At 65.6% G+C, this 18,160-nt stretch carries 20 protein-coding genes; 10 read left to right on the forward strand and 10 right to left on the reverse strand.

All coding sequences use genetic code 11. The features are described 5' to 3' along the window. Positions 1–37: 37 nt before the first annotated feature. The 5 genes from C5C07_RS06405 to C5C07_RS06425 all read left to right on the forward strand — a co-directional run bounded on the left by C5C07_RS06405 (position 38) and on the right by C5C07_RS06425 (position 4,331). A complete protein-coding gene (locus C5C07_RS06405; protein ID WP_004977385.1) occupies positions 38–979 on the forward strand; it encodes a branched-chain amino acid ABC transporter permease in 942 nt (313 codons plus the stop codon). Further along, positions 976–2,100: a branched-chain amino acid ABC transporter permease gene (locus C5C07_RS06410; protein ID WP_050458929.1), complete on the forward strand. Its 1,125-nt coding sequence runs from the start codon at positions 976–978 to the stop codon at positions 2,098–2,100. The genes C5C07_RS06405 and C5C07_RS06410 overlap by 4 nt, the downstream gene beginning before the upstream one ends. Further along, positions 2,097–2,903, forward strand: coding sequence for an ABC transporter ATP-binding protein (locus C5C07_RS06415; RefSeq protein ID WP_115804752.1), 807 nt, complete (start codon positions 2,097–2,099; stop codon positions 2,901–2,903). Before C5C07_RS06410 ends, C5C07_RS06415 begins: the two co-directional genes overlap by 4 nt. Further along, positions 2,900–3,634, forward strand: coding sequence for an ABC transporter ATP-binding protein (locus tag C5C07_RS06420; protein WP_004977382.1), 735 nt, complete (start codon positions 2,900–2,902; stop codon positions 3,632–3,634). The genes C5C07_RS06415 and C5C07_RS06420 overlap by 4 nt, the downstream gene beginning before the upstream one ends. Before the next feature lie 130 nt (positions 3,635–3,764). Further along, positions 3,765–4,331: a plastocyanin/azurin family copper-binding protein gene (locus C5C07_RS06425; RefSeq protein WP_115804753.1), complete on the forward strand. Its 567-nt coding sequence runs from the start codon at positions 3,765–3,767 to the stop codon at positions 4,329–4,331. A gap of 36 nt (positions 4,332–4,367) precedes the next feature. On the opposite strand, the gene C5C07_RS06430 is transcribed toward C5C07_RS06425, so the two are convergent. Next, positions 4,368–5,165, reverse strand: coding sequence for an RIO1 family regulatory kinase/ATPase (locus C5C07_RS06430; protein WP_004977379.1), 798 nt, complete (start codon positions 5,163–5,165; stop codon positions 4,368–4,370). A gap of 39 nt (positions 5,166–5,204) precedes the next feature. Beyond that, positions 5,205–5,642, reverse strand: coding sequence for a universal stress protein (locus tag C5C07_RS06435; RefSeq protein ID WP_115804754.1), 438 nt, complete (start codon positions 5,640–5,642; stop codon positions 5,205–5,207). Between the two features lie 180 nt (positions 5,643–5,822). On the opposite strand from C5C07_RS06435, the gene C5C07_RS06440 reads away from it, so the two are divergent. Beyond that, positions 5,823–6,965 carry an acyl-CoA dehydrogenase family protein gene (locus C5C07_RS06440; protein WP_004977376.1) on the forward strand — a complete coding sequence of 381 codons (1,143 nt, stop codon included), beginning with the start codon at positions 5,823–5,825 and terminating at the stop codon, positions 6,963–6,965. 24 nt (positions 6,966–6,989) lie between these two features. Here C5C07_RS06440 and C5C07_RS06445 read toward each other — a convergent pair whose 3' ends face one another. Next, positions 6,990–7,445, reverse strand: coding sequence for a FlaD/FlaE family flagellar protein (locus C5C07_RS06445; protein ID WP_004977375.1), 456 nt, complete (start codon positions 7,443–7,445; stop codon positions 6,990–6,992). Positions 7,446–7,771: 326 nt separating this feature from the next. On the opposite strand from C5C07_RS06445, the gene C5C07_RS06450 reads away from it, so the two are divergent. Then, positions 7,772–9,898 carry a histidine kinase N-terminal 7TM domain-containing protein gene (locus C5C07_RS06450; protein ID WP_004977374.1) on the forward strand — a complete coding sequence of 709 codons (2,127 nt, stop codon included), beginning with the start codon at positions 7,772–7,774 and terminating at the stop codon, positions 9,896–9,898. Positions 9,899–9,955: 57 nt separating this feature from the next. Here C5C07_RS06450 and C5C07_RS06455 read toward each other — a convergent pair whose 3' ends face one another. The 6 genes from C5C07_RS06455 to C5C07_RS06480 form a co-directional block, all read right to left on the reverse strand. Next, positions 9,956–11,035, reverse strand: a complete 1,080-nt coding sequence (locus C5C07_RS06455) for a hypothetical protein (RefSeq protein WP_115804755.1) — start codon at positions 11,033–11,035, stop codon at positions 9,956–9,958. 105 nt (positions 11,036–11,140) lie between these two features. Beyond that, positions 11,141–11,701: a FlaD/FlaE family flagellar protein gene (locus tag C5C07_RS06460; RefSeq protein ID WP_004977369.1), complete on the reverse strand. Its 561-nt coding sequence runs from the start codon at positions 11,699–11,701 to the stop codon at positions 11,141–11,143. Positions 11,702–12,012: 311 nt separating this feature from the next. Beyond that, entirely contained in the window at positions 12,013–12,522 is a 510-nt protein-coding gene (locus tag C5C07_RS06465) for a chemotaxis protein CheD (RefSeq protein WP_004977367.1), read from the reverse strand. A gap of 23 nt (positions 12,523–12,545) precedes the next feature. Further along, a complete protein-coding gene (locus C5C07_RS06470) occupies positions 12,546–13,733 on the reverse strand; it encodes a chemotaxis protein CheC (protein WP_050458937.1) in 1,188 nt (395 codons plus the stop codon). Continuing rightward, the gene (gene cheY / locus C5C07_RS06475) at positions 13,730–14,098 is read right to left on the reverse strand and encodes a chemotaxis protein CheY (RefSeq protein ID WP_004043735.1); all 369 of its coding nucleotides are present in this window, start codon (positions 14,096–14,098) and stop codon (positions 13,730–13,732) included. Before cheY ends, C5C07_RS06470 begins: the two co-directional genes overlap by 4 nt. Positions 14,099–14,248: 150 nt before the next feature. Beyond that, positions 14,249–14,920, reverse strand: a complete 672-nt coding sequence (locus C5C07_RS06480) for a hypothetical protein (RefSeq protein ID WP_050458938.1) — start codon at positions 14,918–14,920, stop codon at positions 14,249–14,251. A gap of 132 nt (positions 14,921–15,052) precedes the next feature. On the opposite strand from C5C07_RS06480, the gene C5C07_RS06485 reads away from it, so the two are divergent. The 3 genes from C5C07_RS06485 (at position 15,053) to flgA2 (ending at position 16,901) form a co-directional block, all read left to right on the forward strand. Further along, a complete protein-coding gene (locus C5C07_RS06485) occupies positions 15,053–15,391 on the forward strand; it encodes a helix-turn-helix domain-containing protein (RefSeq protein ID WP_004043733.1) in 339 nt (112 codons plus the stop codon). 213 nt (positions 15,392–15,604) lie between these two features. Then, the gene (gene flgA1 / locus C5C07_RS06490) at positions 15,605–16,246 is read left to right on the forward strand and encodes a flagellin A1 (protein WP_004977363.1); all 642 of its coding nucleotides are present in this window, start codon (positions 15,605–15,607) and stop codon (positions 16,244–16,246) included. 10 nt (positions 16,247–16,256) lie between these two features. Beyond that, positions 16,257–16,901 carry a flagellin A2 gene (gene flgA2 / locus C5C07_RS06495; protein WP_004977362.1) on the forward strand — a complete coding sequence of 215 codons (645 nt, stop codon included), beginning with the start codon at positions 16,257–16,259 and terminating at the stop codon, positions 16,899–16,901. 308 nt (positions 16,902–17,209) lie between these two features. Here the strand turns inward: flgA2 and C5C07_RS06500 are convergent, their stop codons facing one another. Next, positions 17,210–17,950 (reverse strand): ATPase domain-containing protein, encoded by a 741-nt coding sequence (locus C5C07_RS06500; protein WP_004977361.1) that lies wholly within the window; start codon positions 17,948–17,950, stop codon positions 17,210–17,212. Positions 17,951–18,160: the final 210 nt, after the last annotated feature.

Here is an 18,160-nt window from a genome sequence, read left to right on the forward strand (position 1 = left end):
ACGGACGCCGAACGACCCTTCGGGGGGCCACCGAGCCGTGATACCGCTCCAAGTCAGCCCCTTCCAGTACGTCGCAAACGGCGTGGTGTTTTCGAGCATCATCGTCCTCGCGGCCATCGGGCTGTCGCTCGTCTACAGCATCGCGGACTTCGCGAACTTCGCCCACGGCGACCTCATGACCGTGGGGGCGTTCTCCGCGCTGTTCTCGGTCGGGTTCCTCCGACCGATGCTGGGCGACGCGGGCGTGTTCGGCCTGCCGCTTTGGTTCTTCCTCGCGCTCGCGTTCGGCATGGGCGCGGCGGCGGTCATCTCCGTCATCACCGACCGCGTCGTCTACCAACCGGTGAAGGGGTCCGACTCCATCGGCCTGCTCATCTCCAGTATCGGGGTCGCGCTCGTCTATCGCGCGCTCGTGTTCCTGTCGTTCGGAACCGAGCCGGAGCGCTACGGCGTGCCCAGACAGGGACCGATACCGTGGGTCCGCGAAACGCTCGGCATCGCGGTCACGCCGCGCAACCTCGTCGTCGTGATGCTCACTGTCGTCCTCGTGACGGCGTTGCACCTGACGCTGACGCGGACGACCCTCGGCCGGAAGATGCGCGCGACCGCCGACAACGCGGACCTCGCGCGCGTCAGCGGGATTCGGACGAGAGAGGTCATCTTCGCCATGTGGCTCATCGGCGGCGCGCTCGCCGCGGCCGGCGGCGTCTTCCTCGGGTTAGAGGAACTCGTCCGCCCGCGCATGGGCTTCGACATCCTGCTTATCATCTTCGCCGCCGTCATCCTCGGCGGCATCGGCTCCGTCTACGGCGCGATGCTCGGCGGCCTCGTCATCGGGATGGTCCACGAACTGGTTCCGCTTTTCAACCAGTGGGGAATCATCCCGGTCGGCTCGCGGTACGCCGCGGCCGTCGCGTTCGTCATCATGGTCGCCATCCTGCTCGTTCGCCCGAGCGGAATCGCGGGTGATAGCGGATGAGCGCCGTGTCCTCGTGGGTGAGCGAGACGCTCGTCCGCGACGCGACCGAGCGGCGCATCTTCGCGACGCTCGGACTCATCACGGTGCTGCTCGTCGTCGGCGTCCTCACCGGCGTCATCGGGCCGCGGTTCCTCCTGTTCCAAATCGCGCTCGTCGGGATGTACGCCCTGCTCTCGCTCGGACTCAACGTCCAGTGGGGCTACGCCGGGCTCATCAACTTCTCCGTCGCGGCGTTCTGGGGCATCGGTGCCTACTGCGCCGCGCTGTTGACCGCGCCGAACTCCCCGCTCGGACTCGGACTCCACCCGGTGTTCGGGTTCCTCGCGGCCATCGTCGTGAGCGCGTTCGTCGCGGTGCTCATCGGCATCCCGACGCTCCGCCTGCGCGAGGACTACCTCGCCATCGCCAGTCTCGGACTCGCCGAAGTCATCCGCGCCATCATCCTGAACGAGGACCAGTGGACCGCCGGGTCGAGCGGTATCAGCGGCATCCCGGAACTCCTGTCGTGGTTGCCGCTGACCGACGCCGCGACGACGGCCGCCGTCGTGGTCTTTCTCATCGCTGTCGTCTACCTGTTCCTCCGGCGCGTCCACCGGTCGCCGTGGGGCCGCGTCCTCCGGACCATCCGGTCCGACGAGGACCTCGCCAAGGCGCTCGGCAAAAACACCTACCAGTTCAAGATGCAGGCGTTCGTCATCGGCTCGGTCATCATGGCCATCGCCGGGGCGTTCTACGCCCACTTGAACCTCTACATCGACCCCTCCGACCTCGTTCCCCTGACGACGTTCTACATCTGGATCGCCGTCATCCTCGGCGGGACCGGGTCGAACCGCGGGGCGGTCGTCGGCGCGGCCGTCGTCATCGCCATCCGCGAGGGGACCCGCTTCCTCAACGACATCGGGTTCATCCAGACGCTCGGCGTCGACCTGGCCCCGCTTCGACTGCTGTTCGTCGGCGGGCTCATCATCCTCATCATGCGCTTCCGGCAGGACGGACTCCTTCCGCCGAAGGACGAACTCATCTGGCCGGCGGCGCGCGACGGGAGCGGTGCCGGCGGCGCGTCCGCGTCGGGTGCCGCCCCGGACGGCGGCACCTCCTCGAACGGGGGTGACGACCGATGAACGACGACGCGTACGAGGGTGCCCGCCTCGATAAGTCGGACGTCGTCCTGAAGACGACCGGCTTGGAGAAGGCGTTCGGCGGCCTCGTCGCCACTGACAGCGTCTCCATCGAGGTCCAACGCGGGACTATCACCGGGATGATCGGTCCGAACGGCGCGGGCAAGTCCACGCTGTTCAACCTCATCTCCGGCTTCTACGAGAACGACGCCGGTCACGTCACCGTCAACGGCGAGGACGTGACCGACCTCGAACCGCACGAGCGCGCCCGAAAAGGGCTCGTTCGGACCTTCCAGACGCCCCGGCGGCTGGAGGGGATGTCCGTCCGCGAGGCGATGCTCGTCGGTCCCGGGCCGCAGAAAGGCGAGTCCATCTTCTCGCTTTTCTTCTCCGGCTCCGACGTCACCGAAGAGGAGCGGGCGAACATCGAACAGACGCGCGAGTTGCTCGAACGGTTCGAAATCGGGCACCTCATCGACCAGCCGTCGACCGACCTCTCCGGCGGGCAGATGAAGCTCGTCGAGCTGGCGCGGGCGTTCACGACGAACCCCGACATCCTGCTTTTGGACGAGCCGGTCGCCGGGGTCAACCCGACACTCGCGAACGACATCAAGCGGTTCATCCGCGAACTCAACGAGGAGGGTCAGACCTTCCTCATCATCGAACACGACATGCCGTTTATCATGGACCTCGCAGACCCCATCATCGTCCTCGACCAGGGGAAGGTGCTCATGGAGGGCTCGCCGGACGAAGTCCGCTCGGACGACCGCGTCATCGAGGCGTACCTCGGAGGGACCGGCCCATGAAGCGCGCACTCGACGTCTCGGGCGTCGACAGCGGCTACGGCGAGGTGCAGGTCCTCCGGGACCTGACGCTCCACCTCGAATCCGACGAAATCGTCTGCATCATCGGGCCGAACGGCGCGGGGAAGTCGACCGTCCTCAAGACGGTGTTCGGCCTCCTCAAGCCGTGGACCGGGACGGTCGAACTGAGCGGGCGGGACATCACCGGCGAGGAGCCGGAGGACCTCGTCCGCGTCGGGATGGGCTACGTCCCGCAGGTGGACAACGTCTTTTCGTCCCTCACCATCGACGAGAACCTCAAGATGGGCGGGGTCGCCCGTGAGAGCGGCCTGCAAGCGCGAATCGACGAGCTGTACGACCAGTTCTCGATTCTCGACGAGAAGCGCTCGGCGAAGGCGCGGACGCTCTCGGGCGGCCAGCGGCAGGTGCTCGCGTTCGCCCGGGCGCTCGTGATGGAGCCCGAGGTGCTCCTCATCGACGAACCCTCGGCGGGCCTCGCGCCCAACATCGTCAAGTCGGTGTTCGAGGACGTGAAGAAGGTGAACGAACTCGGGACGGCGGTCCTGATGGTCGAGCAGAACGCCCGCGAGGGGCTCGGCATCTCGGACCGCGGCTACGTCCTCGACCAGGGGACCGTCGCCTACGAGGGCGACGCCGACGGCCTCCTCGACGACCCCGAAGTCTCGCGGCTCTACATGGGCGGCGCGGACTACGAGGGCGTCGAGGGCGAGTAGCCCGCGACTCGCGTCCGAACTCCCGCTGAACTGCGGTCCGCCCACGACCCCCGCCGTTCCCGGCGGGATGGGGCGTCAGTCGGGCGGAATTTGGGACATCGCTTATTCTTCGGGTGGCCCGACCACCGGTATGCGACTCACGAGACGACGAGCCCTCGCCGCCGCGACCGCCGGACTCGGACTGCTCGCCGGCTGTACCGGCGGCGACGACGCTGGAGAGACGGACGACGAGACGGAGCCGACTGGGCCCGCGACCACAACCGCGACGACGGCGTCTCCGGAGACGGCCACGTCGCCGGACACGACGGCGACGCCGACACCGACCGAGTCGCCAACGTCGGTGACCGAGTCGCCAACGCCGACGAGCGAACCGGCGTCGGACGACGGGTCCGACCCGCTCGTCACCATGGAGAGCGTCGCCTTCTCGCCGATGCGGCTGTCGGTCGAGTCGGGGACGACGGTCACGTGGGAGAACAGAGAGGCGCTTCGGCATAACGTCCGCGCCGCGAGCCTCGACGACGCGGCGACCGACTGGTCGTTTCAGTCCGAGACGGTCGGCCGCGACGGGCGGGTCACCTACCGGTTCGACGACCCCGGCGTCTACCAGTACGACTGCGGCGTCCACGGCTCGAAGGCGATGTGCGGGGTCGTCGTGGTCGGCGACGCGAGCTACGACGGCACGCTCCCCTGCGAGTGAGTCGGAGGACGTCGAGACACGGGGAACCGGAGACAGCTACGCCGCGTGCTTTTCTATCTCGCCTTTGAGCGACGCGGCGTCGAAGTCGTGGTCGGGCCGGATGTTGACGAAGTCGAGGAAATCGACGGCGTCCAAGAGCGCGTTCACCTCGTAGGAGTCGAGCGCCGCGGCGACGGCTTTCTTGGGACCGACGAGCGGTTCGAGCGCCGCCAGCCCGCAGGCGAGGTCGTACGCGCGGGCGTCGCGCATCCCCTCGTCGTTGACGTTCGTCGCGTCGATGAAGTAGATGCCGTCCTCGCGGACGAGGACGTTCTCCGCCCGGAGGTCGCCGTGGGCGAGGTGGTTGTCGTGCATCTCCGCGAGCGCCGCGAACAGCTCGGGCGCGAGCCGTTCGACCTCCTCCCGCGGGGCGGTGTCGAGGGTGTGGAAGTTCGGCAGGTATTCGAGGACGAGGACGCCGAGGCCGTCAACCTCGAACGCCTCGACCGGCGCGGGCGCTTGCAGGCCGATGTTTCGGAGTCGCTTCGTCGCTTCGAGTTCGTGTTCGGCCATCTCGAGCGGCGTCCCGAAGTGGCCGAAGAAACCCTCCGTCCCGCTGGAGAACGCGCCGAGGTTCCGTCCGGTCGTGAAGACGGCGTGGACGAGCGAGTTCTGTTTGGAGATGACCTTCACGAACCACTCGTCGTCGACGACCATCGGGGTCGAAAGCCAGTTGTCCGCCTCGAGAAATCGGATGTGGAGGGTGTCGCGGTCGTATCGCCGGGCGAGTTCGCGGGCGACCGTCTCCAGACGCGGCCACCCGAGGCGGCCGCGGACGAGCCGACGGAGGTCCATGCACCCCCGTAAGACGAGGGGCGGCTTAACCTCGTGGGCCTACGCCGATTCCTGTCGGACGGTCAACACGGGTGCGTCGGAGCCGCGGACGACGCGCTCGGCGACGCTGCCGATGAGATAGCGGTCGATGCCGCTTCGGCCGTGGGTGCCCATCACGACGAGGTCGATGTCTCGCTCGTCGGCGTGGCGGATAATCTCGCTCGCGGGGGTGCCCTCGGTGACGACGGTTTCGACCTCGACGCCGGCCTCGCGGGCCCTCTCAGCGACGCGGCCTAACACCTGCTCGCCGCTTTCGAGGAGCGCCTCTCGGACCCGTTCGAGCGAGAGCGCGGGCGCGGCGTAGCCGACCTCGCGCACGTCGGCGACGTAGAGCGCAACGAGCGTCGCGTCGTAGGTGCGGGCGTGTTCGATGGCGTGGTCCAAGGCGGCGTCGGCGCAGTCGCTTCCGTCGGTCGGAAAGAGGATGTGGGAGTACATACGAGAGCCTCGGACCGCGGCGCAAAAAGACCCGGACGCCTATTCCCACGCGGTGAGAGCGGACCAGCCGGGAATGGTCGGTCCGAAACCGGTCGGCCGCCCCCGCTTCGCCGCCCGCGACGGCACAATCCTTCATGGTCGTTCGATTAGTTTATGTCCGACACGGCGATAGTTGGTCGCATGGACTTCGACATCCCGGCCGAACACCGGATGATTCGCGACACCGTCCGCGAGTTCTGCGAGGAAGAAATCGCCCCCATCGCGCAGGACATCGAGGACGAACACCGATTCCCCGCGGAGGTATTCGACCAGTTGGCCGAGTTGGACGTGATGGGCGTCCCCATCGACGAGGAGTACGGCGGCCTCGGCGGCGACCAGCTGATGTACGCCCTCGTCGTGGAGGAGCTCGGTCGCGTCTCGGGCGGTATCGGCCTGTCGTACGCCGCCCACGTCAGCCTCGCGTCGAAGCCCATCGAGCTGTTCGGCACCGACGAGCAGAAGGAGCGCTGGCTCACGCCGCTCGCGACCGGCGAGTACCTCGGCGGCTGGGCCCTGACCGAACCCGGTTCCGGGAGCGACGCCAGCGACATGGACACCGTCGCGGAGCGGGACGGCGACGGCTACGTCATCAACGGAACGAAGCAGTTCATCACGAACGCGAGCGTCGCCGGCTCCGTCCTCGTGAAGGCCGTCACGGACCCCGGTGCGGGCTACGACGGCATCTCGACGTTCATCGTCGACCCGGAGAACGACGACGGCTTCGAGGTGACGACCGAGTGGGACAAGATGGGCCTCAACTGCTCGCCGACCTGCGAGCTCTCCTTCGACGACTGCTGGGTTCCGGAAGACCGACTTCTCGGCGAGGAGGGCGAGGGCTGGAAGCAGACGATGAAGACGCTCGACGGCGGCCGCATCTCCATCGCGGCGCTCTCGGTGGGACTCGCCGAGGGCGCGTACGGCCACGCGAAATCGTACGCCCAAGAGCGCGAGCAGTTCGACCGGCCGATTGCGAAGTTCGACGCCATCCGCGACAAACTCGTCTCGATGCACCGCAAGACCGAGCGCGCGCGACTGCTCACCCACAAGGCGGCGACGCGGTACGACGCCGGCGAGCGGGTCAGTCGAGAGTCCGCACTGGCGAAACTCGACGCCTCGGAGGCCGCCCGCGAAGTCGCCGAAGACGCGGTGCAGGTGCTCGGCGGCTACGGGTACACGACCGACTTCGCCCCCCAGCGGTTCTACCGCGACGCGAAGCTCATGGAAATCGGCGAGGGGACGAGCGAGATTCAACACCTCATCATCGGTCGCGAACTCGGACTCTAGGGACTCGTCGAAGCCGTCCTCTTCTCACTCCGAGTCGGCCATCACCGACAGCCGGGCGACGTACGAGAAACTGCGGACGTGGTCCTCTTCGGTCGGCGCGTCCTCGAAGTCCGAGGGGACGGTAAAAGAGACGACGCGCTCGCGAATCGCGTCGTGGGGGCCGTCGCCGATCCAGCCGATATCGCGGTAGTACGACGCCATCTCCAGCGCGCCGCGGCCGCCCAATCGCTCGACGAGGTGCACGCACCACTCGAGGAGCACCCGCTCGGCCCGCGGCGTCCGCGGAACCTCGTCGAGAAACGGCTCGCCGTCCGACGTGACCGCCGCGGTCGTCGCGAGCAGGCGCTCGTGGGCCACGTCGCTCCACGTCCGATTCGTCGGCGCGTCGACCCAGTCGAACGACCGGTCGCTGGTGTCCCGACGGGGTCCGGGTCCGCTCGGGCCTTCGGCGACGTTGGGACGACGTGACTCGCGCGGCATCTATCCCTGCGTGTGCATCCATCCGAATTAAGCGTTCGGGCGAACGTCCGAATATCGACATTTCTGCGCCGCGCGAGAACCGTCGGCGTTACTCGTGATGTTATCTCTGATAATGTAACCGACCATTCAGAGAATGAAGGCCTTATTAAGGCGTACGAGGCGCTCGAACCGGCCGCTCGTCTCTCAACCGAAACCAAGTATCAGCGTTGATAGAGAGGGCGAACCGCTTAAGTTCAGAAACGGATACACGTTTGATATCGCTCCGATGTGACACTCATCGGAAAGAATAGTTCCAGAGACTCACAGATGCGCACCACGACCAACTCATGACCAGCGTTGGGCAGTTCCCGTACGCGTACGCGCTGTTCGCCGCGGGCATCCTCGCGGGGGTCGTGACGCTCGTCGTCCTCGGTCGGTTCCGACTCTACTCTCGGCGGGTCCGCCTCCCGTTCGCGCTCCTGACGCTCTCCGGAAGTATCTGGGCCACCGCGTACGGCTTCGCCTTTCTCGCGACGACGCCGGGTGCCGAGTTGTTCTACGCGTATCTGGCGTGGGCCGGCGCGGCCGTCCTCCCCACGATATGGCTCATCTTCGCCCTCGTCTACGCCGGCGAGGACCAACTGCTCACCACCCGAATGGTCGGCTTCCTCGCCGTCGAGCCCGCCGTCGCAATCGCCCTCGCGCTGACGAACCACTCCCACGGACTCCTCGGGTCCTCGCTCGACCTCTGGGCGGCCAGCGCACCGGACACCTCCGGAGGAGCCGGTCTGCACCTTCTCGTCCCACCCGGTCCGGAACTCCTCTTCGTCGTACACGTGATTTACGGCTCCGGCGTCGCCCTCACCGGGCTGACCGTCATCGGAAAGACGTATCTCCGGAGTTCGAGCATCCATCGACGACAGGCCGGGTTCCTCGTCGTCGCCGGTCTCATACCTCTCGCCGCACTCGCCGGTGAGTTCTTTTTCCCGATTCGAATCAACCCGGTTCCCCTCTCTATCGGCGTCAGCTCGGTCGTCGTGCTCTGGGCGCTCTTCAGACACCAGCTGTTCGACATCACACCCATCGCCCGCGACGCGATTCTCTCGGAGATGCGGGACGCAGTCGTCGTCCTCGACGAACAGGACCGAATCGTCGAATCGAACGGTGCCGCCTCGGAGCTCCTAGAGCGGCCGGTCGACGAGTGCATCGGCGAGTCGGTCCTCGAAAGCGTTCGCGTTCCGGCCGAGGTCCGGACGGTTCTGGAGGGTCGAGACAGGGCTGAGGCGGTCGTCGAAGACGGAGGCACCTGTCGTTACTTCGAGATCCGTTCCGAGGCGGTCGGCGACCAGACGCACGACCGCGCACTCTTGCTCGTCTTCTACGACGTGACGGAGCGCCGGCACACCGAAGAGGAGTTCCGCGCGCTCATCGAGAACTCCCGGGACGTCATCACCGTCCTCAACGAGGACGGCGAACGGACCTACACGAGCCCCTCGATGACCGAGGTGCTCGGCTATCAGACCGACGCGCTCGTCGGCGAGTCGGTGCTCGACCTCGTCCACCCCGAAGACAGAGAGCGGGTCGCCGGCTGCCTCGACGAGGTGATAGCCGGCGACTCTCCCGTGCGCTCGGAGTTCAGAATCCGCCACAAGAACGGCGTGTGGCGGCGGTTCGAGACGGTCGGTGTGAACCTCCTCGACGACCCCGCCGTCGACGGCGTCGTGTTGAACTCGCGGGACGTGACCAGTCGCCATCGCTACGAACAGCGCCTCCGGGTGCTGAATCGCGTCCTTCGACACGACCTCAGAAACGACATGAACGTCATCCTCGGCCACGCGGACCTCCTCCTCGACGAGCGCATCCCCGCCGAGTCGAAAGACCACGCCCGAACGATAAAGCGGAAGGCGTCGTCGCTGGTCGAACTCGGCGAGCAGACTCGCCACATCGACACGACGCTGACCCGCGGGTCGTCCGGAATCGAACCCGTCGAGGTCGTCGAGCGCATCGAGGCGCAGTTGGACGACATCGAGTCCGATTACCCCGAGGCCATCGTCCACCGGAGCCTCCCCGACGAGATGTGGGTCTCGGCGGACGACCTCATCGAATCGGCCATCAAACACCTCATCGACAACGCGCTCGAACACAACGACCGCGTCATTCCGGAAGTCGGCGTCACGGTCGAGCGGAGGGCGACCTCGACCGACTACGTGGAGATTCGAATCGCCGACAACGGGCCGGGCGTCCCCGACGCCGAGCTCTCCGTCCTCGAATCGGGGACCGAGACGCCGCTCCAACACATCAGCGGGCTCGGGCTCTGGTTGGTCCAGTGGATAATCGACCGCTCGAACGGTCGGCTCCGGTTCGCGGAGAACGACCCCAGGGGAACCGTCGCAATCGTCGGCCTCCGGAGCGCCGACCGAGCGGTCTCCGTCGGCGACGGCGGAACGGTGGCGACCGAGTCGGAGACGGACTGAGTTACGCAGCGACTGGGTGAGTCGAACAGAAAACGAGACGACCCGAGAGCCGAGCGTTCAGGCCGCGTCGCGGAGCCGCACCGCGAGTCTGTGTGCGCCCTCGGCCGCGGCGGTCACCGGGTCGTCGGGGACGACCACGCTCACCGGGCGGTCGAGTTCCGCGGCGAGACGCGCTTCGAGTTCCTCCACCAGTCCGGGAATGCACGCCATCCCGCCGGAGACGACGAGCGGGCGTGCGCGAGCGAGCTGATAGGTTTTCATGTGCGAGCTCGCCAGTCGCGAGAAGAAATCGCAGAGCTCGGCGACCACGTCGTCGAGATAGTCGTCCAACGGCTCCATCACGCCCCGTTCGACGGTGAACTCGTGTGCGCCCTCGCTCCCGCGTTCGACCGCGTCGGTGAAGGGGTCGAACCCGCCGAAGTCGGCGCGGGTCTCCTTGTACTCGCGGGCGGTGGCGGGGTCGATCGTCACTCGCCCGCCCGTCTCGGCTTCGACCGCTTCGGCGATGCGCCGGTCGACGCGGTCGCCGGACGCCTCCGCGGAGACGAACGGGAGCAACCGCTCTCCGCGTCGGTACGCGCACGCTTCGAGGTTCGTCGCGCCGAGGTTGAGAGCGACGAAGACCTCGTCGACCGCCTCGATTCCGTCGCCGAGCGCCGGAATCGACGCGCACAGCGATTCGGGGAAGCCTCGCGCGAGCGCCTCACCGATGCCGCACTCGCCGACCGCGGTGCCGAAGTTCGCGAGGCCGACATCGTCGTCGACGGTCGGCATCGCGTACACGACGGCGCTCTCGGCGGGGAGGTCGTGTCGCGCGCAGAGTTCGCGGACGAACCGCTCGAACGACTCGGCGTCGCGGGCGGTCGCCGGGACGCCCGAGCGGAGCATGAACTCGACTCGCTCGGGGGACACCCGGACTGTCTCTCCGCCGTCGTGGACGCCCTCGTCGCCGGCGGGCGCGTCTTCGCCGTCGGTCAGGCGCGAGGGGAGGTGAACCGTCCTCGCCGCGTCGCCGTCGTCGAAGGCGAGCGCCGTCCGGGCGCTCCCGAACTTGACGCCGACGGCCGTCGGCACGTCGGTCTCGTCGGACTCGGAGGTCACACCAGCGTCGGTAGCGGCGGCTGCGTCGTTCGTCATGCGGTATCAACTCGGTTCGGACTCGGCGGGCGGGTGGTTCGCGCAGTCATGGTATACACTCGGTTGTCGGAAGGAGAGACCGTATTCGAGACCCGTCGGTCGGCGTCACACCATCGAGGAGAGACGTGCGACGTAGACCAGACTCAGCAGGTGGTCGTCGACGTCGAGGTCGGTCGGTTCGTCGACGTCAGCGGAGAACCCGAGGAGGTAGTCCCGGAGCGTCTCCTCGACGCCGGGCGTGACCCAGTCGACCGTCTGGTAGTACCGGAGGGCGTCCATCGCCCGCTTGAACCCGCCCTTGAGGACGAGGAACTCGAGCCAGTCGAAGACGACGCGTTCCGCGCCGTACTTGTCCGGCAGCGAGCGGAGGTACGGCTTTTCGACGCCGTCTTCCTCGTCGCGAGACTGGTGGACGAGCAGGTGTTCGAGCTGGCTCGACCGGAGGGCTTCGGACGCCTCCTGTCGGCTCCGGTCGAAAAGCGGGTTGTCGAACCGGAACGGACTCCGGTCGTCGAACCGGCCGTCATCGAATCGGCTGTCATCGAATCTGCCGTCGTCGAATCGGCTGTCGTCGAACCGGCCGTCACCGTTCCGTCTGGGCCGTGGGGCGTCACGCGCGATACGTCGAAGTTCGTCTGGGTCGTATTCGTCCGGGTCCAAGTACATAGGTCACCTCGTTGGGGACGGCACGACTCCCCCGAGTCCCCCGACTCAGGGCGGCGGAGAGCGCGGAGCGCTGTTCGCGGTGTCACACGCGATATCGTACCGTTTCGGTGAAAGCATTCGAAGGAGGCGACATAAATCTATTCGAGGCGCTATCAGAACTGATATCTCGGATGGGGAGTCGAACCGGCTTCGGTCGGTTCTCACGCGTCGGCCGCTTTCGGTTCCCTGCTCGCGGGCGGCGCTCGACGCAGTTGAGACGGCCGAGAGACAGGAGAGACGGTCGTCGAGCCGAACTTCGGCCGGTGACGCCCTCAGAGAACGTGGTTGCCGCTCTTCGCGCTCCGAACGCGGAGGTCGCCGGTCTGGCTGTCGAGCTCCAACGAGCGGCCGTGGGAGCCACCGACGTCTTCGGCGACGACGTCGATGCCGAACCCGTCGAGCGTCGTTCGCGTCGCGGCGACGTTTCTATCGCCGATACTGCCGTCGCCGTCGGCCGAGGTGAAGTCGAACATGGTGCTTCCCCCGGCGATTTTCGCGACGACGCGGTCTATGTCCGCGCCGGCGGCTCGCATCTCCGAGAGCAGGAGTTCGATGCCGGTATCGACGAACTTCGCCGGCTCGCTGCCGTCGTCCGCCTCCGGGAGCATCGCGTGTGCGAGACCGGAGACGCCGGTCTCGGGGTCGTACAACGCGACGCCGATACAGGAGCCGAGACCGCTCGTGGTCAGCGTGCTCTCGTCGCCGGAGACGGCGTAATCGGCGATTCCGACCTTGATTCGACCGGAGCGAGCCGCGGGCGTGTCCGTGGTGTATACTTGCATTACTGGGTGCCTCTACGGAGGGTTCACGCGGCGGGAGAGAGCTTCCTGAGCGCCTTGCGCAGCTCCGTCTCGTCGGGGAGCGCGTAGATGTCGCAGGTGAACTCGTCGTCGTCCGTCCGGATGGTCGAATCGATGAGGAACGCGTACTCCTGAGACTGCGCGAGGTCGGTCGCGAGCGGGTCGATGATGGCCGACCCGATGTCGTGGACGTGCTTCGGCGGCGAGATGTCGATGGTCGTCTCGAGCGCGTTGGCCCAGCCGTCGAGGAAGCCGGAGGTGGTGATGTTGCCAATCTCTTGAATCGCGCTCTGGCGCATCGCCTCGTCGCCTTCCATGCCCGGCAGGAGGCTGCTCGCGATGTTCTCTGCCGACGGCTCGTCGAAGAGGATGGCGATGTAACCGCTCGGCGTCCCGCTGAACTCCAACACGACGCCGCGGCGGACCGCGTCGGTCAACGACATGGGGACGCCCTCGATGGGGACGAAGCTCAGCCGGCTCACCTCGACGGTCGTGTCGATGCCCGTCATCGCCGTGATGTCTTCCGAGGCCTGGTTCGCGCCGTCGTTTATCATCTCGGAGAAGGCGGCGAACGACTCGACCGGGAGCGCGCCGTCCTCGCCGCTCGCCTCGACGATGGTCCCGATGGACGAGGCGGTCGGCACCATGTACAGGTCGAACTCGATGGCGTTGTCCGCGGCCTCCAACTGGTTACGGAAGACGAGGACGTGCTCGTCGTCGCCGCCGTTCTCGAACCCCTCGGCGTCGACGTGGTCGAGCGGGCCGTCGTTTTCGTCGTCGACGTAGGTCGGCGTCGTGATGTCGACGGTGGTGTCGAGGTAGTCGGCCCAGCCGTCGATGAAGCCGCCGAGCATGATGTTCGCAACCTCCTTCAGGCTACTCTCGGCGAGTTCACCCTCGGCGTCGGTGGCGTCGATACCCGGCATCAGCGCGTCGACCAGACGCTCTGCGGACTCCGGCGAGAACGCCAACACGGTGTGACCGTCCAACCCGCCCGAAAAGCCGATGTGGACGCTCACGAGGTCGCGCTCGGCGAACTCGTTTTCGACGTCCGCCTTCGTCCCGAGTTCCACCTTGGTGACGTTGACGTACGTGTCGATGCCGGCGAGCGTGGTCAGCGAACCCGCGGCTTTCTCCGCGCCCGAGTGGGCGAGCCGACTGAACGTGCGAAGCGACCGGACGTCGAGATTCATGCCTCTGCCTGAATCACGTCGGCGATAGCCTGGAGCACGTTCGGCTTCTGGAACGGTTTCGTGATGTAGCCGTCTGCCCCCGCTTCGACCGCTTCGCGCATCTTCTCTTCCTGTCCGACCGACGTGCACATGATGACCGATGCGCCGGCGTCGAGCGACTTGATTTCGGACGTCGCTTCGATGCCGTTTCGAATCGGCATCACGACGTCCATCGTGACGACATCGGGTTCGAGTTCGCGGTAGAGTTCCACCGCTTCGACCCCGTTTTCGGCCTCGCCGACGACTTCGTGTTCACCCTCGAGGAGCTGTTTGAGGAGGTTCCGCATGAACGCAGAATCGTCCACGACCAGTACCTTGCTTGCCATACCTCCAGATTTCCGAAAATCACACCATAAACCCTTCCTCCCCATTATCAAGGATGATACGGCATTGGACGGGCGATTCGCCCGCGTCACATCGTGTCGCCCGGAGATTCGGGAGCTCCGATGCTCGAACCGGAACCTGTCACCGTCGCATCATCGTCGACGCGGCGGGAACGAAGCGCCGGTCTCTTCGACGGCGTCGAGGAGGTCACCGATACTGTCGTCGCGGTCGAGTCCGTTCGCGGTCGCGAGCGCCTCGACGGCCCGACCGGGATAGGTGACCTGTACTTCCGAGGCTAAAAGCAGGATGCCGAGCACCTCGTCGGGCGGCGTGTCGGGGCTGCCGACAGCGTCGGCGTACCACGAGAGAAACGAGTTGACGACCTCGGTCACGTCGTCGGAGACGGTCTCGTGGCGGGTTACCTCGCCATCGACGAGGGCAGTGGTGACGAGCGCGTGGTCCGCGTTGACTGCCCCGACGCGCTCTGCGAGCAGCCGGCGGGCGAGCACGGCCCGTTTTTTCGGGTCTTTCGGGAGGACGAGTTCGGGAGCGCCGGTGTTCCGGTCGCTCTCTCCTCGCTCGCCGGTCGGCTCGGAGTCGGATTGGGTCGCTCCGTCCGGACCGGGCGGTCGGCGGTCGTCACCGTCACCGTCACTGCCCCCGTCGTCGACCGGCGCGGGCGGCCTGTTTTCTCCCGTCGAGATGACGTACCGGCCCGTGTCGAGCGCCGCGACGTGCTCGTCGCGGCTGATATCCAGTTCGTCCGCCCCGACGACACCCTGTTCCCGCGGGTGATTGGGAGGACGTTCGTCCTCGTCGTCCATCGGCGAATGCTCGGTGCCGTGGCATATAATCCCATCGTCACCGGGCGTGACAGACTCACTACTATGACTGAGAACGTGGCAGAGAGACAACCAACACATTGACAAGCGGTGCGTTCCGATAAATTTCCATCTATGGAGTCTGACAGGACCCTTTCCGCACTGGGGAACGAATACAACCCTGACATCCTCCGTGCCGCGGACGAACCGCACTCGGCACAGGAGTTCAGCGAGATGCTGGATATCCCCATCGCGACCTGTTATCGCCGAATCGAGGAACTGACGGCGGCGGGCCTCCTCGAACTTCACGACCGGGTTCTCTCCGACGAGCACCGCCGGACGAACGTTTACCGCCGCGAAGTCGACGAAATCGTCGTCCGCTTCGAAGGCGACGACTACACGGTCAGCGTCACCGAGCGCCCGGAGGTGAAGAACAAACTCGACGACGTGTGGCGGAAGATTACGCAGGACTGAACCGCTCCGGCTCCGGACTCTTTTCTTATATTTCCTGAGGTAAGTGTCGACTAGCGTCTCGCGTGAGCGTGCGAAGAAGTTTACTTATCGACGTACCGGCCGTGTGATATCATTCTTGATATTGGGGGCCGTAGCGTTATGTAGCACCTCTCCAAGTTGACGAGTGACGGTTCCCCGCTCCCCGCTGAGTGTGGGACCAAACCCACGAAACCCATGTTCGAAAACATCAAAGAAGACCGGGGTCAGGTCGGTATCGGGACCCTCATCGTCTTCATTGCGATGGTTCTGGTCGCCGCAATCGCGGCGGGCGTCCTCGTGAATACGGCTGGCTTCCTGCAAGCTACCGCCGAGGACGCTGGACAGCAATCTGTGAACAAGGTCACCAACCGCGTCGACGTCGTCAACGCGCACGGGCTGGTCAACCAGTCCGGTGAGGAACGCACGGTCGACCAAGTCTTCCTGACCGTCCGCCTCGCGGCCGGTTCCGGAAGTGTCTCTCTTGAAGACACGACGGTCAAGTACCTGAGTGAGACGACCGCGCGGACGCTCACCTACAACGACACCGTCAACAACGCTGACACCGCAGACCCCGCTAACCTGACGACGGGGAACAACTTCACCGCGGGCGTCCTCGAGGACAGCGACGGTTCGTTCGAGGTCCTCAACGAGCAGTCCGACCGCGCTGAGATCGTCATCAACACCTCGACGGTCGAAGGCTCCTCCGCCAACGGAACGGCGACGGGCCAGACGGTCAAGCTCGACATCACCAGCCGCAACGGTGGCACGACGCAGGTCATCCTGACGATGCCCCAGCAGCTCGCGGGTAAGGACGACAACGACCCGATCGCGCTCTAAGGAGATTCATATGTTTAACAAGATTACTGACGACGACCGCGGTCAGGTCGGTATCGGTACGCTCATCGTCTTCATCGCGATGGTTCTGGTCGCCGCAATCGCGGCGGGCGTCCTCGTGAACACGGCCGGCTTCCTGCAGGCGACTGCCGAAGACGCCGGTGAGCAGTCCGTGAACAAGGTCACCAACCGCGTCGAAGTCCTCAACACGCACGGAACGGTCGGCGGAGAGGCTGACATCGACAACATCACGCTCACCGTTCGTCTGGCGGCCGGCTCGGACGCGGTGGACATGAACGAGACCTCGATTAAGTACCTCAGCGGTGACAGCGTCGAGACTCTGACTAACCAGACGCAGTACGACGGCGACGGGACGGAGCCGAACCCCGACGCCGATGAGTTCGGTCTCACCGAGGTCACCGACGACGACAGTTCGTTCGGTGTCCTCAACAGCATGAACGACCGCTACGAGGTCAAGATCGACACCGCCGCCATCGAGGACAGCAACGGTGACGAGACCGACCTCGTCGGCGGCCTCTCGACGGGCGAGCAGGTCACCCTCGAAATCACTTCCCGCACGGGCGGTACGACGCAGGTCATCCTGACGATGCCCCAGCAGCTCGCGGGCAAGACGCAGGGCGAACCGGTCGAACTGTAACCCGACTTCACGCTTTCCGTTCATTTTATCGACCTCAGCCGCCGAGCGGCGGCGCTGTCGTGCGTCCGTAGACACCGCGCACACAGGAGCGATTGGACTGAGACGGCAACGCTCTCAGACGCCGGCATCGACGACGCTCGCTCGGGAGACGACTATCACGGTCGAGTCGAGACGTCTGCAGCGAATGACCCCGAGCGAAGTTGACGAGCGCGGCGCGCGCTCCGCGTCCGGGGACGTCAGAACAGTCGATTCGGCGAAGACAGAAAAGGAACCGTCGGGACCGGGGTCGCTCGCCGCCGAGTCCGCGGTTATTCGGTCTCTTCGCCGAACCACGGCGGCGACTCCCCGACCATGGAGAACCCGGCCGCCTGCTCGTATATCTTGATGCCGCCCTGTGCGATTTCCAGCGGGAACATCGAGTTCTTGATGCTCTGCTTGCGCATCTTCGCCACCCAGACGTAGCGGTTGCTCGTCGCGCCCGCAGGGCTCTGGATGAGGTAGATGTTCCCGTCGGTCAGGAAGTTCTCGAGGCCGATGTCGGTCTCGGGGAAGATGGCCGACTGCTCGGTGGTCAGAAGCGAGGTGAGGCCGCTGTCCTTCAGAATGTCGATGAACTTCAGGAGGTACTGGCGCTGTTCTTTCTCGTCGTCGAAAAACAGCTGGAACATCGTCAGCGAGTCGAGGACGAGTCGGTCGTAGTTGGTGTCCTGGAGGTCGCCGAGGATGCGGTCGAGCGTCGTCGAGAAGTCACCGTCGCGGAGGAGCGTCCGCTTGTCGTAAACCTTGATATCTCCGGACTCGACGTACTCGTGCCAGCGGTCGAAGCCGATGGACTCGGCCGCCTCGCGGATGTCGTCTTCGGTCTCCTCGAAGGTGAGATACAGGCCGCCCTCGTCGAACTGGTCGACGCCGTTGTAGAGGTACTGGAGGCCGAGGATACTCTTTCCCGTCCCCGGGTTTCCGCTGATGAGCACCGCGGCGTTCTTGACGATACCGCCGTTCAGGATGGAATCGAGTCCTTCGACACCGGTCTTGACTAGTTCTGTCATGATTGTGTTGGAACGTGTGTTGGCTGTCGGAAGAACGTCCGTGCCGACGCCGGATAATTCTTCTTACCGCCGCTACGGCGCCGTCTGACTTTTATTACATACTTGACGGGCGAAAATTCCGAACGTCTAAAATATCGCGACTGATAACGGGACGGGAACTTTCTTGTACCGACTTACGTACCTTGCACCAATGTTACCTGCTCCCCCGAG

This window comes from Haloferax sp. Atlit-4N (assembly GCF_003383025.1).
In the GTDB taxonomy this organism is placed as follows: Archaea; Halobacteriota; Halobacteria; order Halobacteriales; family Haloferacaceae; genus Haloferax; species Haloferax gibbonsii.

Bases quoted from the DNA above. Each gene is read 5' to 3' on its own strand.
- C5C07_RS06410 (WP_050458929.1), top strand. From the start codon at position 976: ATGAGCGCCGTGTCCTCGTGGGTGAGCGAGACGCTCGTCCGCGACGCG.
- C5C07_RS06415 (WP_115804752.1), top strand. From the start codon at position 2,097: ATGAACGACGACGCGTACGAGGGTGCCCGCCTCGATAAGTCGGACGTC.
- C5C07_RS06420 (WP_004977382.1), top strand. From the start codon at position 2,900: ATGAAGCGCGCACTCGACGTCTCGGGCGTCGACAGCGGCTACGGCGAG.
- C5C07_RS06425 (WP_115804753.1), top strand. From the start codon at position 3,765: ATGCGACTCACGAGACGACGAGCCCTCGCCGCCGCGACCGCCGGACTC.
- C5C07_RS06430 (WP_004977379.1), bottom strand. From the start codon at position 5,165: ATGGACCTCCGTCGGCTCGTCCGCGGCCGCCTCGGGTGGCCGCGTCTG.
- C5C07_RS06435 (WP_115804754.1), bottom strand. From the start codon at position 5,642: ATGTACTCCCACATCCTCTTTCCGACCGACGGAAGCGACTGCGCCGAC.
- C5C07_RS06440 (WP_004977376.1), top strand. From the start codon at position 5,823: ATGGACTTCGACATCCCGGCCGAACACCGGATGATTCGCGACACCGTC.
- C5C07_RS06445 (WP_004977375.1), bottom strand. From the start codon at position 7,445: ATGCCGCGCGAGTCACGTCGTCCCAACGTCGCCGAAGGCCCGAGCGGA.
- C5C07_RS06450 (WP_004977374.1), top strand. From the start codon at position 7,772: ATGACCAGCGTTGGGCAGTTCCCGTACGCGTACGCGCTGTTCGCCGCG.
- C5C07_RS06455 (WP_115804755.1), bottom strand. From the start codon at position 11,035: ATGACGAACGACGCAGCCGCCGCTACCGACGCTGGTGTGACCTCCGAG.
- C5C07_RS06460 (WP_004977369.1), bottom strand. From the start codon at position 11,701: ATGTACTTGGACCCGGACGAATACGACCCAGACGAACTTCGACGTATC.
- C5C07_RS06465 (WP_004977367.1), bottom strand. From the start codon at position 12,522: ATGCAAGTATACACCACGGACACGCCCGCGGCTCGCTCCGGTCGAATC.
- C5C07_RS06470 (WP_050458937.1), bottom strand. From the start codon at position 13,733: ATGAATCTCGACGTCCGGTCGCTTCGCACGTTCAGTCGGCTCGCCCAC.
- cheY (WP_004043735.1), bottom strand. From the start codon at position 14,098: ATGGCAAGCAAGGTACTGGTCGTGGACGATTCTGCGTTCATGCGGAAC.
- C5C07_RS06480 (WP_050458938.1), bottom strand. From the start codon at position 14,920: ATGGACGACGAGGACGAACGTCCTCCCAATCACCCGCGGGAACAGGGT.
- C5C07_RS06485 (WP_004043733.1), top strand. From the start codon at position 15,053: ATGGAGTCTGACAGGACCCTTTCCGCACTGGGGAACGAATACAACCCT.
- flgA1 (WP_004977363.1), top strand. From the start codon at position 15,605: ATGTTCGAAAACATCAAAGAAGACCGGGGTCAGGTCGGTATCGGGACC.
- flgA2 (WP_004977362.1), top strand. From the start codon at position 16,257: ATGTTTAACAAGATTACTGACGACGACCGCGGTCAGGTCGGTATCGGT.
- C5C07_RS06500 (WP_004977361.1), bottom strand. From the start codon at position 17,950: ATGACAGAACTAGTCAAGACCGGTGTCGAAGGACTCGATTCCATCCTG.